Origin of the sequence: Cytobacillus gottheilii, from assembly GCF_900166665.1 — a bacterium.
GTDB classification, from domain to species: Bacteria; Bacillota; Bacilli; order Bacillales; family Cytobacillaceae; genus Cytobacillus; species Cytobacillus gottheilii_A.
Genome location: NZ_LT800494.1, coordinates 3,165,488 through 3,182,968, shown reverse-complemented (window position 1 = coordinate 3,182,968; position 17,481 = coordinate 3,165,488). Strand labels below are relative to the sequence as shown.

The window sequence follows — 17,481 nt, the reverse complement described above, 5'->3', positions numbered from 1 at the left end:
GAGAAGACTAGTACAATTGTACATATAGTCCTTCTCCTTTTCTCCATTCTGCGATTAGAACATCTTTTACAGAAGCTGCACCGGCATTTTTAACCTCCATTTTCAGCTTCTCTAAATCCCATTTTACTTCCTCTAAGTTATCGAAAATGACTTCGCCGTCTAAGATGAAAGTGATTGGTATTTCAACAGAAGGCAAAGTCATCTTAAAATCACTTATCGTTGGAACGGCTAATGCCGGTTTTTTCAAAACACTCACAGTACCATCTGTCTCTAAAATGGCATATTCACATTCTCTGACTGAAAAAATATCTTTTGTGCGCAGCAAGTGCTGCAGCTGATTTAAATCTAGATGGTTTTTCTTCAAAACGTCAAATTCTATTTTTCCTTTTTTTATAACAATAGAAGGTTCACCTTCAAGCATTTTGCGAGTGCTTTTATGTTTCTGTGTTATATATTCTGTCGTTAAAATGAGGATCGTCCATATGCCTACAGAATATAGCATTTGCCATATACTTGTATTTTCGTCATATAGCGCATTCCCGACAAGTTCTCCTAATACAATCCCCGAAATGAAATCAAATGGAGTTATTTGCGTGATTTGGGTTTTTCCAAGTATTTTTGCCATGATAAATAATGCGATAAATCCAACTAAGAGGACAAACAATATATGTACATATTCCATAGATGATAACCGCCTTCCTCAGTTTACAGTTATTATGTGAAGTGTTTAGATTTTTTATGAGAGATACAAGAGAAGCGGCATCACGGCTAAATAGAAGGTAGGCAGGGGATAAGCCAAAAAAAGAGGGATGGGACAAAACGAAATAAATTCTTTCTAAAACTTGAACTTTCAATATCTTGGTTTGGGTATTTAAACAAATCCGTTCCACCTGCGCTGCGGACCCTCGCTTTCCGTGGGGAGGCAGCTGAGCCTCCTCGGAGCAAGCTCCTGCGGGGTCTGAGCTTTTCCTCTATTGCCCACAGGAGTCGAGTGTCCTCCGCTCCATTTCACTCATGCTAATAAAATACATTTTATAATCGTAAAAAAACCGAATGATTAGAAAGATGACTTCCTAACCATTCGGTTCTATGAGAGTGTTAAATACTTATGTCCCATCCTCTTTGTCTTTTATCCCCAGATTTCTTTAGAAATATCAACAATATATTTTAGTTTTGCCCATTGTTCTTCTTCAGTTAAAATATTGCCGTGATGTGTTGAAGCAAATCCGCATTGAGGACTAATGCACAACTGCTCCAGCGGCACATAGTTTGTTGCTTCTTCAACACGAGCTTTAATATTTTCTTTATCTTCTAAGGTTCCATGCTTTGAAGTGAAAACACCTAAAACCACTTTTGGCCCATCTTTCGGAATATAGTCTAATGGAGCAAAGTCTCCAGAACGATCATCATCATACTCTAAGAAAAATCCGTTTACTTTTTCTTTAGCAAAAAGAGTTGGAGCAATTTTAGCATAACTGCCTTCAAAAGCCCATTTCGAACGATAGTTTCCACGGCAAAGGTGAGTCGTTACAATAAGGTCTTCTGGCTTATCCTCTAATACACCGTTTATGACACGCAATGCTAGGCTGATTAATTCTTCACGGGAATAACCACTATCATTGAATGGAATATTCTCTGCATTTAGACCTGCGATATAGACATCATCCAGCTGCAGATAGCGGCAGCCTGCATCATAGAAGGCTTTAATGGCATCACGGTAGGCAAGAATGATGTCATTTGCATATTCTTCAACGTCCGGATAGATCTCAAGGTTGCGAATACCAGCGTTAAATAATTGATTGGGGCTAGGGATTGTTTGTTTTGCTACTGCACGATCCCCAACGATTTCCTTAAATTCAACAAAGTCTTTAAGGTGAGGGTGATTCTCGTTAAAAGAGATTTTTCCAATGACACGCACATCATATCTTTCCGTTTCTTCTCCTTTAAATGCAAACCCGCTATCTGGAACATAGCCTTCGACACCATTTAAATGCTCGAGAAAGTCAGTATGCCAAAACCGGCGGCGAAATTCTCCATCAGTAACAGCCTGCAGCCCAACTTCGATTTGTTTATCAACAACTTTTTTAATTTCTTCTGTTTCGATTGCATGCAGTTCCTGTGCTGAGATGCTGCCACTTTGATAATCCTTTCTGGCGGTATGGATTCTTTCCGGGCGCAATAAACTTCCTACATGATCGGCTCTGAATGGAGCTTGGACGCGTGTTTTCAACATTTGTGATCTCCCTCTTTCTTTCAATATTTTGGTATTGAAGTAAGTATAGCAGGAGAAATCATTATAAAGTAACACAATAAATCTATTCCTTGTTATAGCTTTAAACTATAACGGTTTTAGTTCTTCCTCGATGGTTTCTTTTAAATACTGAATATAGATATTGGCTAATGTACTGTTGGTCACATCTTTTCGGGTAATATAGCCAACATTGATGACTTCATCTACTAGTAATGGCACTGCCACAATGTCTTTGCTATTTAATTTATGGCTGATGACTCCAGTTGAAATCGTATAGCCGTTTAGACCAATCAGAAGATTAAATAAGGTGGCACGGTCTGTTACTCGAATATTTTTAGGTCTTGAAAGGGTGCTTAGAATTTCTTCAGAAAAGTAAAAAGAATTAAAATCGCCCTGTTCATAAGAGAGATAAGGATAGGGAGGCAATTCAGCCAAGGTCACATACTCTTTTTGCGCAAGTGGATTTTGTGAACTAATGAATATATGCGGCTTTGCTTCAAACAGTTCATGAAAAACCAAATTACCTTCTCTTAGAAACTTCTGGATGACTTTTTTATTAAAATCATTTAAAAATAAAATACCAATTTCACTTTGCAGGTTTTTGACATCATCAATAATTTCATATGTTTTTGTTTCACGGAAGCTAAACTCATATTCTTCCCGTTCATAATCTGTCAGCAGTCGAACAAAAGCACTTACAGCGAAAGCATAATGCTGTGCAGACACAGAAAAATGCTGCTGCGGTGAGCGTGTATTGGTATATCGATTTTCAAGGAGTTCTGTCTGTTCAACAACCTGCCTTGCATATCCTAAAAATTCGGATCCTTCAGGGGTTGGCAAAATACCCTTATTTGATCTGTGGAAAATGGTAATCCCTAATTCTTCCTCAAGCTCTTTTAATGCATTTGAAAGACTAGGCTGGCTAATAAAGAGACGCTGTGCTGCCTTGTTGATTGAACGGCTTCTTGCTACTTCTATTACATATTTAAGCTGCTGTAGTGTCATGTTCTTTTCCTTTCTGAGAAAATAGACAATTTCAATAATTCTAGCATTCTTTAATTGAATTGGAAATAGAAAAGAGCATGGACACCTGGTGCACATGCTCTTTTGATTTATATAACTAGTTTGTTTTCATATGAATATACCTGGATACGAGTGCCGTTAACACGGCATAAGTTGTTGCCTTTACGGTGGAAAGAACCAAGTTATCTCGGTGAGGGTCGATGCATACAAAATCCATTGCTCGTATGATTGGATATTTGCCTAGTTCAAATAGAAGGTCAAACAGTTCATCTGTACGCATTCCGCCTGGTGTTGAAGCGGGCACGCCAGGTGCATAAGAAATGTCTAAAACATCCATATCAACTGTAAGGTAAACGATATCCACTTTTTTCTGCAGCTGTTCCATGACATCTTTTATAAGTGCTGAAATTCCTTGTTTGCGCAGCTGTTTAAGCGAGATCATATTTACACCATGTTTCTGTGCTGCTTCTATTAAAGAGGGAGCATTGTAAAAACCGTGAAGACCGATATTATAGATATGTTCACCTTTTACGATATTGTCTTCAACAAGTTGTCGAATAGGCGTTCCATTTGTTGGTCCCTGGCTTAAATCTCTTAAATCCAGATGTGTATCTAGTTGGACAATGCCAATGGATTTATCAGGATTCTCTTGTTTTAATGAACGCACAATAGGGGCTGTAATCGAATGATCACCACCGATAGATGTATAAAAAGAATTTGGGAAATGGTGCTGAATACTTTGCATTGCAGCTTCTATGTTCTTGTGGCACTGTAAAATATCTGTATAGTGCATTTTAACATCGCCGAGATCGGCGACCTTAAGCCCGCGAAAATCAACATGCTCGTCAAAATAATAGGTAGTAAAAAGCTCCCAAGCACCTCGGAAGGCTTTAGGAAATTCAGAAGCCGCCGAAGCGCTGATCGAGGAGCGGGAGAGCGGGACACCAAGTATTACAGCGTCCCAGTCTTGCCGGTCTTCCTCCCAGGCTGGTATGATCCAATCCTTAACTTTCATGTCTTTGCCTTGTTCTCGCACCCAAACGGCTGAAGATTTTTGAATATATTCATATAGATTTGTCATTGCAATACAGCATCCTTTACAACAATTTCACCATTTTTCAAAACCATATGAGTATGATTCATGCCGTAATAGTATTGCAGCTGCTTGTAATTGGAAACATTTAAGATTAAAATATCTGCTTTTTTTCCAGGCTCCAGAGATCCGATGAGATGCCCTCTATTAATGGCATAAGCAGCATTGATCGTCGAAGCAGTCAGTACTTCTTCAAGTGTTAATCCCATGTTCATACAAGCGAGATTCATAATAAATGGCAAACTGATGGTAGGGGAGGAGCCAGGATTAAAGTCAGTTGAGATGGCAATTGGAACACCACAATCAATCATCAGCCGGCCGCGTGCGAAAGGAGCACGAAGGAAAAAGGCGGTACCAGGAAGCAAAACGCCAATTGTGCCGGCTTCAGCCATTCTCCTGATGCCTTCATCCGATGCAACGAGCAGGTGCTCAGCCGAGATGGCACCAACTTCTGCAGCAAGCTCAGAACCTTCATAAGGCTCAATTTCATCAGCATGGATCTTCGGTGTTAATCCATATTGCTTTCCAGCCTCTAAAATTCTGCGCGATTGTTCTGGCGTAAACACTCCTTTTTCACAGAAAACATCATTGAATTCGGCTAGTTTTTCTTCTGCTACTTTAGGAAGCATTTGATGAACAATAATATCTACGAACTCATCTTCCCGCCCTTTAAATTCTCTTGGAACAGCATGGGCACCCATAAACGTGCTGATCACATCAACAGCATGGGTATCCTGAAGTTTTTTAGCGACTTCAAGCTGCTTTTTTTCATGTTCCCAATCCAAGCCATAGCCGCTTTTTGCTTCAACGGTAGTTATACCATACTTTAGAAATTCGTTCAGATGACGATAGGCTTTGTCGTATAATTCTTCAAAACTAGCATTACGGGTGCTTTTCGCTGTTGAGTGAATACCGCCGCCAGCGTTCATAATTTCCATATAAGATGCACCATTTAATCTCATGTTAAATTCATTTTCACGGGTGCCTCCATGCACTAAATGGGTGTGGCAGTCAACAAGGCCTGGCATGACTACCTTGCCTGCTGCATCAATTACTTCTGCCTGTTCTAAAAGGTGTGAATAGTCTTGTTCTAACTCTTCTAATGTACCAACTGCTGAAATTTGATCTTGATCAATTAGAACACAACCGTTTTCGAGAATAGCCAGTTCGCTCATACCTTCCTTTGTACGGGGGCCCTTATCAGATCCTTTTAAAGTAATAATCTCGTTTGCATTTATAATGAGTTTAGCCATTGTGATCATCCTTTTTGTTCAGCATTGGTATTTGAATATTTTTCTCTTTGGCCGTTTGAATAGCAAGATCATAACCTGCATCAGCGTGGCGAATAACGCCCATACCCGGATCAGATACAAGTACACGGTTGATTTTATCGGAAGCTAATTGGGTTCCATCCGCAACTAAAACCTGACCTGCATGCTGCGAATAACCCATGCCAACTCCGCCGCCATGGTGTACACTTACCCAGCTTGCTCCGCCAGCCGTATTAATAAGAGCATTTAAAATAGGCCAATCAGAGACAGCATCTGATCCATCATTCATTCCTTCTGTTTCTCGGTTAGGCGATGCAACAGAACCTGAATCCAAATGGTCGCGTCCAAATACAATAGGTGCACTGAGTTCACCATTTGCAACCATTTCATTCACCTTTAAGGCAAAGCGATGACGGTCTCCATAACCGAGCCAGCAGATCCTGGCAGGAAGGCCTTGCCATTTCACCATTTTTTGAGCCATATCAATCCAGTTTGTTAATCCCTCATCTTGGGCAAACATATCTTTTGCTAATGCATCTGTTTTATAAATATCCTCTGGATCTCCAGACAGTGCAGCCCAGCGGAAAGGTCCTTTTCCTTCACAAAACAACGGACGAATATAGGCTGGGACAAATCCAGGAAAGTCAAAAGCATTCGCAACACCCATCTCTTTCGCATAGGCTCTGATATTGTTTCCATAGTCAAAGACCTCAGCACCTGCGGCTTGGAATTCAAGCATTGCTTGAACATGAGCAGCCATTGCTTGTTTAGCTTTCAATTCATATTTTTTTGGATCTTTTTTGCGCAGGTCGATTGCTTCTTCTAAGCTCATTCCATTAGGGACATATCCATTTAGAGGATCATGTGCCGAGGTTTGGTCTGTCACAATATCAGGAGTGATATTGCGATTGAGCAATTCCCTATGCACATCAACACAGTTACCTACTAATCCAATGGAAACAGGCTGTTGTGTTTGACAATGTTCTTTTACTAATTTAAGAGCCTCGTCTACAGATTCTGCTAAATAATCACAATAACCCTCTGCTATCTTTCGTTCAATCCTTTTGCGATCGACTTCGACTACTAAAATAACAGCACCAGCCATTTTTCCTGCCAATGGCTGTGCACCGCTCATTCCGCCCATGCCGCCAGTTAAAATAAACTTTCCTTTTAAGTCGGATGTTCCAAACACTTTTTTTCCAGCTTCTACAAAGCTTAAATAAGTACCTTGTAAAATCCCTTGTGCTCCAATATAAATCCAGCTTCCGGCAGTCATTTGACCATACATCATCAAATTTCTCTCTTCTAACTGGTAAAAATGCTCCCAATTGGCCCATCCAGGAACTAAATTTGAGTTTGCGATTAATACACGAGGGGCATTTTCATGTGTGCGAAAAACACCAACAGGTTTCCCTGATTGTACAAGCAGGGTTTCATCGTTTTCTAATACCTTTAGAGAAGCAATAATCTGTTCATAGCAATCCCAATTGCGCGCAGCTTTTCCGATTCCTCCGTATACCACAAGTTCATCTGGATTCTCGGCTACTTCAGGGTCCAGATTATTCATAAGCATCCTCATGGCCGCCTCTTGTTCCCAGCCCTTACAGGTTAATTGATTTCCTCTTGGGGCGTGTATGTTTTTATTAGCGATCATTCATTATCTCTCCTTTGAATTTATAAATATAGCGAGAAAGAATTTTTATTGAGTAAGTACTCTTATTATTTATTTTAAAGATGATAATTTTATGAAAATATAGAATTTAGTATAAACAATTGGTAGTTGTTTTGGTTTTTTATTAAAATGAACGTATATAACTGGAATAATATATGTTTTATAAATTTTATAAGGTGGGTGATTAATAATGAACATCTTCATTATTGATCGGGATGAGAATGAAGCTAGAGGTCTGCAGTGGTATTTGAAATCTTACTTATTGAATAGAGTAGAAGTTATCATTTTAGAGTCTTTTCTTCAATTAGATCAGATGAAAGGGGAAGTTATCCCTGACATAGTCATTGTTGAAATGGAATTAATTCAACAGTCTCACGATCTTTCTCTTTTAAGGTACTTGAGGGAGGAGGGAGCAGATTTATATGCTATTACTGCTGAACCTTTATTTAAACATGCTTTAAAGGCCATTCAACTGCAAGTTACTCATTTCTTTGTAAAGCCTGTTGATTTAGAGCATTTAAAAGATTTAATAAATCATAGGAGAAGGGAATTTGTATCTAATGAGCTAAGTGTAAGCAAAAATGACAATTCAGATCATTTTTATTTACAATTATTCTGTAGTAATGACCACCTTTACCCGAAAAAGAATCAGTTATTTTTTCTAATTGAACCAGACAACAGAGAAGATATTATTCCGTTATATAAATGGTTAAGTAAAATTTCAAGCTTTGATAACCTGAAAATGTATCCGTTATCAAAACGGATTATTTGTGTATCAGATACTGTGGTACGAGCAGAGTTTGAAAGCAGGGCAAGAACTCTGATGAGGGAATGGAAGTTTATAAATGGAACTTATATCAATATAGCCGTCTATGATGGTACTCCTGTAATCTTAAATCAACTTTATTTAGATATGAAAAAATCACTGAATCAGCGATTTTATAAAGGATTTGAGCACATTTTTTATGTAAGCAAGCAGTTTGTTGTTCAACATCTAGACCCTTTGTTAACTCCAGAAGATCAGCAGTTATGGATCAACAGCCTTGAAAACCATGATATAAAAAGTATTAAAAGCTTCCTTTATGAATTATCTGCTCAAGGCAGTCATTATGAGGAAGATTTACTACGAATATATTTGACAAGTGTTTTAGCACAATTACGGCGATTTATGAAAAAGTATCATCTTCAGCAGAAATCGGAGCTTGAAGAGAGCTATCTCACATTATTTCGTATCATATTGGAACATCCGATCCTTTATACGATTATTCAAGAGATATTTCTTTTCACGCAAACTTTAATGAAGCTTGCAAAGAATGCAAAAGAAAAAGAAAATTATGGTGTGCTGACAGCTGATTTAATCAAGGATCAGTATATGAATACAGCTTTTTCATTAAATAGCGCAGCTGTGCAATTGGGGATTACACCCAATTATTTAAGCAGTGTCTTTAGCAAGTATCATGAAATTCCTTTTAAACGCTATTTACAGTATTACCGTATTGAGCAATCGAAAGGCAAATTAGCTCACACAGATTTACCAATAAGTGAAGTAGCACATGCAAATGGTTTTGAGGATCCGAACTATTTTTCAAAGACTTTTAAAGAGTATACTGGATTGCCGCCAAATAGATATCGAAAAAGACACAGGAAGAAGGGGAGGGAACGGGAGAATTATAATTAAGAAGTATGGCCAGTAATAAGGAAGCGTTTGATATGAGAGAGACTTGGTCAGAAAATTTTAACCAAAGTATATAATCTCATTAATAGGAAATCAATTCTAAGCTTATTAATTGGAAAATCTGAATATCATCGATAAAACATAAGAGCCTTCAGTCTCAAAAGACTGAAGGCTCTTATGTTAAATAGACTTCAACATTGTACGATGAGGAATACCTGCATCAAGGAATTCTTCTGAAACTGCTTCATAGCCCAATTTCTCATAAAAGGGGATTGCATGCGTTTGGGCGTTCAGCTTTAATTTTGTTAAACCTTGATCAGCAGCGTATTGTTCAATGCTCATCATGATCCGTTTTCCCGATCCGCCTTTACGCGCTTCCTTCATCACACATATTCTTTCGACTTTTCCATAGCCATCGAGAACACGGAATCTTCCGGCTCCTACCGGCTCATTGTTGTCGTATAGAACAAAGTGTGTACTCTCTTTTTCATATTGATCGATTTCTTCTTCTTCTGATACATTTTGTTCTTCTACGAACACTTTTTTGCGAACATAAAGAGCATCTTGAAACTGCTCCTCAGATTGAACAATTTTGACTTCCATTACCATTAGTCCTTTCCAAGACGAAACGTTTCATAAACACTCCAAGAGCCATTTTCAAGCTGATACAACAGGTGGAAACGGTCTACAACCTCTTCGTGTTCAACACGATCCATTTTTAACGAGCCGTACACGTCAGAATGTTCGTCATTTGAAAGCTTCTGCCCAATTGTGATGTGCGGGACAAATGCATATTCAGGCTTGTCCCCAATGATGTGATCATTTACTTTTTCATGAAGAAGGTTTAATTCTTCAGTTGGATTTACCTTTAGATATATAACATTATTGACAGGCTGGAACGAGCTTACTTTTTTAATGGAAAGCTGAAACGGATTTGTTTCTGCAGCAATATTCTCCAATGTCTCAGACACAGCTTTCATTTGCTCATCTTCAGCCGAAAAGGCTTTTAATGTTATATGTGGAGGAATTAATGCATAATGCGGATCATAGCGCTTACGATATGAATTAGCAAGATCTTGCAATTTTTTTGACGGAAAGATTACGATTCCGAATTTAGTAGTCATAATGTAACCTCCATTATACTTAGATTGTAAATATTGTTTCCACTATTATAACAAATTTTCTAAATTCATTATAATTAAGAATTACATTTGAAACAACAAGCCTTTATCATAAAGAATGAATGAGGGATTATGAGAACATTTTGATTAAGGCTTTTTTGAGATCAGGCTGCCAATACTTCCATGTATGATTTCCTTTAAATTCTTCATAGTAATACGGGAAGCCTTTTGCTTTAAAGATCTTTTCTAATTGTCTATTTGGTGTTATGAAGTCTTCTACTTTCCCAGCAGTTGTTTTCACTTCTGTTTCTTCTGTACCAATAACATGGTAGGTCTGCAGCAAATGAGGATCTTTGAAAGCCTCAACTGCCACTAGAACATTTCTATTCACATATGGTGATTGAAGAATAAGTTTTCCAAATGTATTAGGATATTGCAGGGCCGCCATCAGTGACACTGTTGCTGCTAAGGAGTCACCGGCAAGTGCACGGCCAGCCCCCATTTGGAAGGTGGAAAATTCTTGATCTATAAATGGGACAAGCTCATGAGCAAGAAAACGGATATACGCTTCATGCTGTTCGCCATCAGGATGGTATTTTCTGCGGCGATCGTCAACACTTTTATATGGTATTCCCACGATTATGATGTTTTCAATTTCAGACTTGCTGATAAGCTCATCAGCAACTCGTCCGGCTCTGCCGAATTGGAAATAATCTTTTCCATCGGAGGCGATTAGAACAGAATACTTATAGAGTGGTGAATAAGAGCTGGGCAGATACACAAGCAGCTCCATATCTTCGTTTAATTCTTTACTGGAAAAAGTAAGATCTTTTATTGTTCCTTTTGGGTATTCCATGATAACTTTCCCCTCCGTCATAATATGTAAAGCCTTTCACGGTATTTTAACATATAAATAATCGAAACGCTTTGTCCTTTACCTGGATTCATCACTTTCTTTTCCGACCATTATTTCATATTTATATACTAAGAAAAAGCGGGGTATTATTTGACAATTCAATAAATTTAATTGTACTATTATTTAGGATATAATATTAAATTGAGGGGGTTTGTATATGAAAAAGAAAAAGATTATGTTTCCGTTTGTATTGCTATTAGCAGTTTCTATGATTCTTGCTGCATGCGGCGGCAATGATGAAGGAAATGGTGGAGATAGTGGAGAAGGCGGAGAAACACCTGACTTCATGAGCCTTGTTACTGGTGGAACTGGTGGTACATATTATCCGCTTGGAGGCGCATTTGCCGAAATTATCACTGATGCTACTGATATCCAAACAAATGCAGAAGTATCTGGTGCATCTGCTGAAAACATGAACACGATTCGTGATGGCAATGCAGAAATTGCTTTCTCACAAACTGATATTGCTTCTTATGCTAAAAATGGCGAGCAAATGTTTGAAGGAGAAGCAGTTGAAAATGTAAGTGCTATTGGAACTTTATATCCAGAAACGATTCAAATCGTAACAACTGCTGGTGCAGGTATTGAATCAGTTGAAGACCTTGCAGGCAAAAAAGTCTCAATTGGAGCTCCAGGTTCTGGTACAGCACTTAATGCAGAACAAATTCTTGAAATTCATGGCATGACAATCGATGATATCGAAAAGCAGGATCTATCTTTTGACGAGTCAACTGCTGGTATTCAAGATGGTACAATTGATGCAGCATTCGTAACTGCTGGAACTCCAACAGGTGCGGTAGAAGGTTTATCTGCTACAGAAGATATTGTGATTGTTCCAATCGCACAAGATAAAATTGATGAATTAATTGAAGCATATCCATTCTATGTTCAAGATGAAGTTCCATCTGGAACATACAAATTGACTGAAGCTGTTCCAACTGTAGCAGTTCAAGCTATGCTTGTAGTATCTAATGACCTTTCTGAAGATGTTGTGTACGACGTAACAAAGGCTATCTTTGAAAACCTTGATAAAGTTGCACATGACAAAGGGAAATTAATTAGTGCTGAAAAAGCCGTTAACGGTGTTGGAATTGATATTCACCCTGGTGCACAAAAATATTATGATGAGCAAGGTATTGAAGCAGAATAATAAATAATGTCATCAGGTCTCTTGGCCGTCAGGATTGCCCGCAGACAGGCAAACTGGCGGTCAAACCCGTTTAAAGAAGAGGTTTTCACATTATGGTGAAGGCTCAAATAAACCTTTGATTAGGTGGGGCTGTTATGAAAGTAAAAAAACCAGGTATATGGAGTATTCTCCTGGTATTCCTCATCATTACATCCATCGTGGTCATATTAATCATTCCTACTAGGCAGGCACTCGTATTCGAATACCAGAATACAGGAGATGTTTTAGCCTTTCTTCCATTATCGGAACAAAGTACATTTAAAATGAAATATACGCATTCCATTCACTTATCAGATGTAATAGAAAGCTATCGTTTTACTGAGGAAAATGAAATTAAGCAATATGAGCTTATGTATGAAGACTTTGCCATTGGCATGCCAGAGAATGCGGCAAAAGGAGAAGTATTTGAACAAAAAGACGGGAAATATTATATTAAAAATATGAACCGTGTTTTTCCTTATTTTGATTTGAGAGTAGGAAAGGTCAGAGCCAATCATACAATCATTTTCAATAATAAGGAATATCCATTAGCTCATTATGTTGAGCCGGGGACATGGATACGTATAAAAGCGGACAAACTGAATCTGCTTCAGCAATTGAAAGGAGTGAATATGCTTGACGGATAAGGTAGAAACACTATCACAGGAAGAACAGCAGAAATTATTGGAGAAATACGATCCTGAGGCTGGTACAAGGAGTCTTGGCGGTGTGCTTGGCTGGATTGTTTTCTTTGGCCTATTAGCTTTTTCGCTTTTCCATCTTTATACAGGGGTATTCGGTATGCTGACAGCTCAGCTGCAGCGATCGATTCACCTTGGCTTTGCATTAGCACTGATTTTTCTTCTTTTCCCAGCTAGAAAAAAATCGCTGAAAAAAAATAGGGTTGCATGGTATGATATTATACTTGCCATTGTAGCAGTTGTGGTTTGTGCATATTGGCCACTAAATATTGAAGAAATAGTAGGGCGGGCTGGACGTTTAACAGATACAGATTTCTATATTGGTTTATTGGCAATTTTATTAGTTTTAGAAGCAACCAGACGTGCGGTCGGTCTGCCGATAACGATTATTGCCATTGTATTTATCGTGTATGCGTTATATGGACCGTATATGCCTGGCTTCCTTGCTCACCGTGGATTGGATTTAGACAGGCTTGTACAGACCATGTTCTTTACAACAGAGGGGATTCTAGGAACGCCTCTTGGAGTATCGGCCACCTTCATCTTCCTATTCCTGCTATTTGGATCATTCCTAGTAAAAACAGGAGTGGGACAGTATTTCAATGATTTGGCTGTATCTATTGCAGGGAAAAGAACAGGTGGACCTGCTAAAGTTGCCATTTTCTCAAGTGCCCTGCAAGGGACAATTAGCGGAAGTTCTGTAGCGAATGTTGTAACATCAGGTTCTTTTACTATACCGATGATGAAAAAACTTGGATATAAAAAGGAATTTGCTGGAGCTGTTGAAGCAACTGCGTCTACTGGAGGACAAATTATGCCTCCAATTATGGGTGCAGCGGCTTTTCTAATGGTTGAATTTATAGGCGGCGGCATCACTTACTGGGATATTGCAAAAGCAGCTGCCATTCCAGCACTTCTTTATTTTGCTGGTGTCTGGATTATGACCGATTTTGAAGCAAAACGTGTGGGACTCCGTGGCTTAAAAGACGAGGAAATGCCAGACCGCAAAGAGGTATTAAAGAAAATTTATCTTCTGTTGCCGATTGTAGCTGTCATTGTACTTTTAATGTCAGGAATGAGTGTAATTAGAGCCGCATTATGGTCCATTGTGGTTACTATTCTAGTAAGTGCAATTCGCAAAGAAACGCGCATTACATTTAAAGGATTTATAGAAGCACTTGTTGACGGTGCAAGAACTGCGCTAGGAGTTGCAGCTGCAACTGCTGCAGCTGGTATCATTGTAGGAGTTGTTGTGAAAACGGGTCTTGGACTTAAAATGGCAAACGGAATCCTGGACTTCTCGGGAGGATTGCTGATTCCGACATTAATGCTGACAATGGTAGCAGCAATCATCCTAGGAATGGGTTCGCCTACTACGGCCAATTATGTAATCACTTCGACGATTGCAGCACCTGCCATTATCTTACTAGGTGTCCCTGATTTATCTGCACATTTGTTTGTATTTTATTTTGGGATTGTAGCAGATATCACACCTCCAGTAGCACTCGCAGCCTTTGCTGCAGCCGGAGTATCAGGTGGAGACCCAATCAAAACGGGCTTCAATGCCTCGAAACTGGCAATAGGTGCCTTTATCATACCGTACATGTTTGTGCTTTCACCTGAGCTATTAATGATCGACACAACTTGGTATTATTTAATTTGGGTCGTATTTACTGCTCTTGCCGGAATGATGGCAATTGGTGCAGGTGTAATCGGCTACTGGCTGCGTAAGCTTAATTGGTTTGAAAGAATTCTTGGTTTAGTTGGCGGTTTAATGCTGATCTACCCAGAGGGCATGTCAGATATTATTGGATTGGGTATCTTTATTGTTCTGATTGTACTTCAGCTTTTTGTCAACAAAGGGAATAAAACGAAAGTAGAACCTGCATAAAATAAAAAGGAAAGCCGTGATGGCTTTCCTTTTTTGATTAGTTAAAACATATTGGGGCTCAAATTAATCCTCTGTGCCAATCGTCATGGTGGCATTAATGATCTCATGTTCATCGGAAGTAAGTACTACTGTAAAAGTGCCAGGTTCATTGCCTTCAAATGATTCCTCATTTATTTGCTCCTCAAGCAATTCACTCTGATATTCAATGATTTCTTCATTTATATTTTGTTCATTTGTATTACGTGACATTTCTTTTGCGTCAATAGGAATTCTGCCTTCGATAAAGGTTAACTTTTCATCGTCGCTCATTTCCTCATCAAGATCAGTGAAATGTAGTTCAACGCTAATTGCCCGTTCATTCTCAAAGTTAACGATCATAAAGTCACCTTGATACCGCGCAATTTCTTCATTGTTTTGATTTTCTCCATATGCTTCATTAAAAGACTCGCGTGCATCCCCCAAACCAACATTTTCAGTGATTTGTCCTCCTGGTTCTTCACCAAGATCTGACTCTGCTTTTTGCTCCTCCAATGATGGAGTATTTTCATGTTCTTCTGCTGAGTTTATAACTTCGTCATCCTCATCGCCGCTACAGCCAGCTATAAATAGAAAGGATGCCGAAAATAAAAGTAATAATGGTTTTTTCATATGATTCCCTCTCTCTCTAGTTCGATGTAATTATACAAACTATACCCGTACAGTAGAGGGATAATCTTGTTTAGAGGTAATAATCTTTTGGAGTAGTATGGAAAAATAGAGGGGGGAAGGGGAAATACTCTTATTATAAAGCTGAAAGACTCATGCTGAAGAATATGAGTCTTTCAGCTAATCTGACGTGACGGCTTTTCAGGTAAAATAGACATAATATTATTGAGATTAAAAATGCGTAGTTGTTTTCTTGTTAAGCAATAAGCGAGAATGCTGCTGCCTCTTAACTCTTTAATGAAGATTTTTCTTTGTGTCAATATATTGTTTTTAGCCATGTAAATGATCTCAACTGGTTTTCTTTCTTCCATAGAACGAAACAAAATTCCTTTCACTTTTCATCCCGCCTTATACTTTTAATTTTAGTATACAGAACACCTGTTCTTATTTCAAGTTTTTTTGTATCTTTTTTACAAATTTATTTTCAGAGGCGGACACTTTTTTTTACCGTTAAAATAGGCAGAAACTATTGACTTTTATGCATAAAAATACTATATTAATTATTGTCCTTACATATTCGATTCCGTAGCTCAGCTGGGAGAGCGCTACCTTGACAGGGTAGAGGTCGCTGGTTCGAACCCAGTCGGAATCATCTTATAGAAAGCCTAGAACCTTTGTGTTCTAGGCTTTTTTCATTCTTTTCTTGATCTAATATATTTGCTGTTGTTGATGTAAATTTAAGATAAAAGCTTTTTCTGAACACTAGAAGGCATCTCACTCATTTGAACTTCTTCCTAAGATTTTACATATGTTCTTTTCGTTTCAAGTTTTAAGTAAGCACCTTCCCTTAATTGCTTGCTAGCAGTAAAAGTTACTTTTGTTTTCTTGCCATCTTCATTTATTCCTTCTAAGGTATACTCGAATGTGGTTTCATTGACCTGTGATCCTGTAGTGTCAATTTCCACATAAACATCCTTTTGTGGAATGAGAGGATTTAACATATCTGCAAGCTCATTCTTAACTAGAATAGTCATTGATAATACAAATACAAATGTAACCGCCAATACACTAAATGTAATCTTTAAAGCTTTCATTTTCTGATCCTCCCTATGTTTTTCTTCATTTTACAAGGAGCAGAAAATATTAGCCTTCGATTTTCGTTACATAATAAACAAAAAAGTGACATTTTTGTCATTATAATTTAAAGCATCATATAAAATTTATAGATAAGTAAAAAAAGCACCTCAAAAGAGGCGCCTTGTTATTAAGATTCTGTTCCTTTTGGATAATGAAGTGGTGGTGGAATTAACCACCCTTTTTCTTTGTTGAGTTTTAACATCTTTGCACCAAATTGTGCTTTATTCATATGGAACTGACCATACATCATTGCAACGTCTTCTCTAACTGCTTGTCCAATAGCTTGGCTGCAGGCTACCAAACCTGCTGCTGTATCCGCAGAAATAGCTGCACTAATTTCTGGATCAGTGGATCTTGCGCCAACAGGAATGTCCTCTAAATTTGCATTCGGACGTGCAGGTGGTGCAGGAGGCAGTCCAACTCCATTACTCTTTAATAATTCTTCTAACTGCTGGTTTTCAGCCTGCAGACTTTTAATTGCTTCTTCCATTAACTTTTTTAAGTCACCGTCACCAGCGTGGTTAATCATTGTTTGATAACCAGATATCATGCCGTTGTTAACAGAAAGATTGGTGAACATAGCAAATACTTCACCATAATGTAAAGGTTCATCTTTGGGGTTTCCGCTTAAAATGCCCATCATAGCACTCCCTATCTTATTAAATTTCATAATTTTCTCCTTATGTAAGGATATAGATTACGATAGGTAGTTTGTGTATTAAATTTGTATAGTATACATGAGTTTTAAAAAGTATTGCAAGATCTGTCTCTGGAAGATCTTAATTATTTCATAATAGATAGAATGTGTTAGATGGGGTTGCGACTTAAATCCATTCAGCGCTTCCATATATTTCAATATATTTATTTTTTACTGCCAAAATGCACACTTTAATTATGAATGAGTCTAGGACATAAGT

General features: G+C 38.2%; 17 protein-coding genes and 1 tRNA gene. 5 read left to right on the top strand and 13 right to left on the bottom strand.

Annotated features, from left to right (window positions below; all coding sequences use genetic code 11):
- Positions 1 to 7: 7 nt before the first annotated feature.
- From B7E07_RS15625 to hutU, 6 genes are all read right to left on the bottom strand, one after another.
- Positions 8 to 682 (bottom strand): DUF421 domain-containing protein, encoded by a 675-nt coding sequence (locus tag B7E07_RS15625; RefSeq protein ID WP_080847076.1) that lies wholly within the window; start codon positions 680 to 682, stop codon positions 8 to 10.
- Between the two features lie 447 nt (positions 683 to 1,129).
- Positions 1,130 to 2,233 (bottom strand): 5-methyltetrahydropteroyltriglutamate--homocysteine S-methyltransferase, encoded by a 1,104-nt coding sequence (locus B7E07_RS15620; protein WP_080847072.1) that lies wholly within the window; start codon positions 2,231 to 2,233, stop codon positions 1,130 to 1,132.
- Positions 2,234 to 2,338: 105 nt separating this feature from the next.
- Positions 2,339 to 3,256 carry a LysR family transcriptional regulator gene (locus tag B7E07_RS15615; protein WP_080847068.1) on the bottom strand — a complete coding sequence of 306 codons (918 nt, stop codon included), beginning with the start codon at positions 3,254 to 3,256 and terminating at the stop codon, positions 2,339 to 2,341.
- Positions 3,257 to 3,371: 115 nt separating this feature from the next.
- Positions 3,372 to 4,355, bottom strand: coding sequence for an agmatinase family protein (locus B7E07_RS15610; protein ID WP_080847064.1), 984 nt, complete (start codon positions 4,353 to 4,355; stop codon positions 3,372 to 3,374).
- Positions 4,352 to 5,620 carry an imidazolonepropionase gene (hutI, locus tag B7E07_RS15605; protein ID WP_080847060.1) on the bottom strand — a complete coding sequence of 423 codons (1,269 nt, stop codon included), beginning with the start codon at positions 5,618 to 5,620 and terminating at the stop codon, positions 4,352 to 4,354. The genes B7E07_RS15610 and hutI overlap by 4 nt, the downstream gene beginning before the upstream one ends.
- Positions 5,613 to 7,292: a urocanate hydratase gene (gene hutU, locus B7E07_RS15600; protein WP_080847056.1), complete on the bottom strand. Its 1,680-nt coding sequence runs from the start codon at positions 7,290 to 7,292 to the stop codon at positions 5,613 to 5,615. Before hutU ends, hutI begins: the two co-directional genes overlap by 8 nt.
- 208 nt (positions 7,293 to 7,500) lie before the next feature.
- Between hutU and B7E07_RS15595 the strand changes: the two genes are divergently transcribed.
- The gene (locus tag B7E07_RS15595; protein WP_080847053.1) at positions 7,501 to 8,988 is read left to right on the top strand and encodes an AraC family transcriptional regulator; all 1,488 of its coding nucleotides are present in this window, start codon (positions 7,501 to 7,503) and stop codon (positions 8,986 to 8,988) included.
- Between the two features lie 177 nt (positions 8,989 to 9,165).
- On the opposite strand, the gene B7E07_RS15590 is transcribed toward B7E07_RS15595, so the two are convergent.
- The 3 genes from B7E07_RS15590 to B7E07_RS15580 form a co-directional block, all read right to left on the bottom strand.
- Positions 9,166 to 9,588, bottom strand: a complete 423-nt coding sequence (locus B7E07_RS15590) for a GNAT family N-acetyltransferase (protein ID WP_080849219.1) — start codon at positions 9,586 to 9,588, stop codon at positions 9,166 to 9,168.
- A gap of 5 nt (positions 9,589 to 9,593) precedes the next feature.
- Positions 9,594 to 10,109, bottom strand: a complete 516-nt coding sequence (locus B7E07_RS15585) for a YjcG family protein (RefSeq protein WP_080847050.1) — start codon at positions 10,107 to 10,109, stop codon at positions 9,594 to 9,596.
- Between the two features lie 127 nt (positions 10,110 to 10,236).
- Positions 10,237 to 10,962: an alpha/beta hydrolase gene (locus B7E07_RS15580; RefSeq protein ID WP_176215222.1), complete on the bottom strand. Its 726-nt coding sequence runs from the start codon at positions 10,960 to 10,962 to the stop codon at positions 10,237 to 10,239.
- A gap of 217 nt (positions 10,963 to 11,179) precedes the next feature.
- Between B7E07_RS15580 and B7E07_RS15575 the strand changes: the two genes are divergently transcribed.
- The 3 genes from B7E07_RS15575 (at position 11,180) to B7E07_RS15565 (ending at position 14,782) form a co-directional block, all read left to right on the top strand.
- On the top strand, positions 11,180 to 12,172 hold the full coding sequence (locus tag B7E07_RS15575; RefSeq protein ID WP_080847045.1) for a TAXI family TRAP transporter solute-binding subunit: 993 nt from the start codon (positions 11,180 to 11,182) through the stop codon (positions 12,170 to 12,172).
- 134 nt (positions 12,173 to 12,306) lie between these two features.
- Positions 12,307 to 12,837: a DUF1850 domain-containing protein gene (locus tag B7E07_RS15570; protein ID WP_080847042.1), complete on the top strand. Its 531-nt coding sequence runs from the start codon at positions 12,307 to 12,309 to the stop codon at positions 12,835 to 12,837.
- Positions 12,827 to 14,782 (top strand): TRAP transporter permease, encoded by a 1,956-nt coding sequence (locus B7E07_RS15565; protein WP_080847038.1) that lies wholly within the window; start codon positions 12,827 to 12,829, stop codon positions 14,780 to 14,782. Before B7E07_RS15570 ends, B7E07_RS15565 begins: the two co-directional genes overlap by 11 nt.
- A gap of 63 nt (positions 14,783 to 14,845) precedes the next feature.
- Here the strand turns inward: B7E07_RS15565 and B7E07_RS15560 are convergent, their stop codons facing one another.
- Positions 14,846 to 15,430, bottom strand: a complete 585-nt coding sequence (locus tag B7E07_RS15560) for a hypothetical protein (protein ID WP_080847035.1) — start codon at positions 15,428 to 15,430, stop codon at positions 14,846 to 14,848.
- A 173-nt stretch (positions 15,431 to 15,603) separates the two neighbouring features.
- A complete protein-coding gene (locus tag B7E07_RS23950) occupies positions 15,604 to 15,822 on the bottom strand; it encodes a WYL domain-containing protein (protein WP_080847031.1) in 219 nt (72 codons plus the stop codon).
- A 184-nt stretch (positions 15,823 to 16,006) separates the two neighbouring features.
- Here B7E07_RS23950 and B7E07_RS15550 point away from each other — a divergent pair.
- Positions 16,007 to 16,079: transfer RNA gene (locus B7E07_RS15550), tRNA-Val, on the top strand.
- 142 nt (positions 16,080 to 16,221) lie between these two features.
- On the opposite strand, the gene B7E07_RS15545 is transcribed toward B7E07_RS15550, so the two are convergent.
- Both B7E07_RS15545 and B7E07_RS15540 read right to left on the bottom strand, forming a co-directional pair.
- Positions 16,222 to 16,521, bottom strand: coding sequence for a YxeA family protein (locus B7E07_RS15545; protein ID WP_080847027.1), 300 nt, complete (start codon positions 16,519 to 16,521; stop codon positions 16,222 to 16,224).
- A gap of 170 nt (positions 16,522 to 16,691) precedes the next feature.
- Positions 16,692 to 17,204 (bottom strand): DUF3231 family protein, encoded by a 513-nt coding sequence (locus B7E07_RS15540; RefSeq protein WP_080849214.1) that lies wholly within the window; start codon positions 17,202 to 17,204, stop codon positions 16,692 to 16,694.
- Between the last annotated feature and the right edge of the window lie 277 nt (positions 17,205 to 17,481).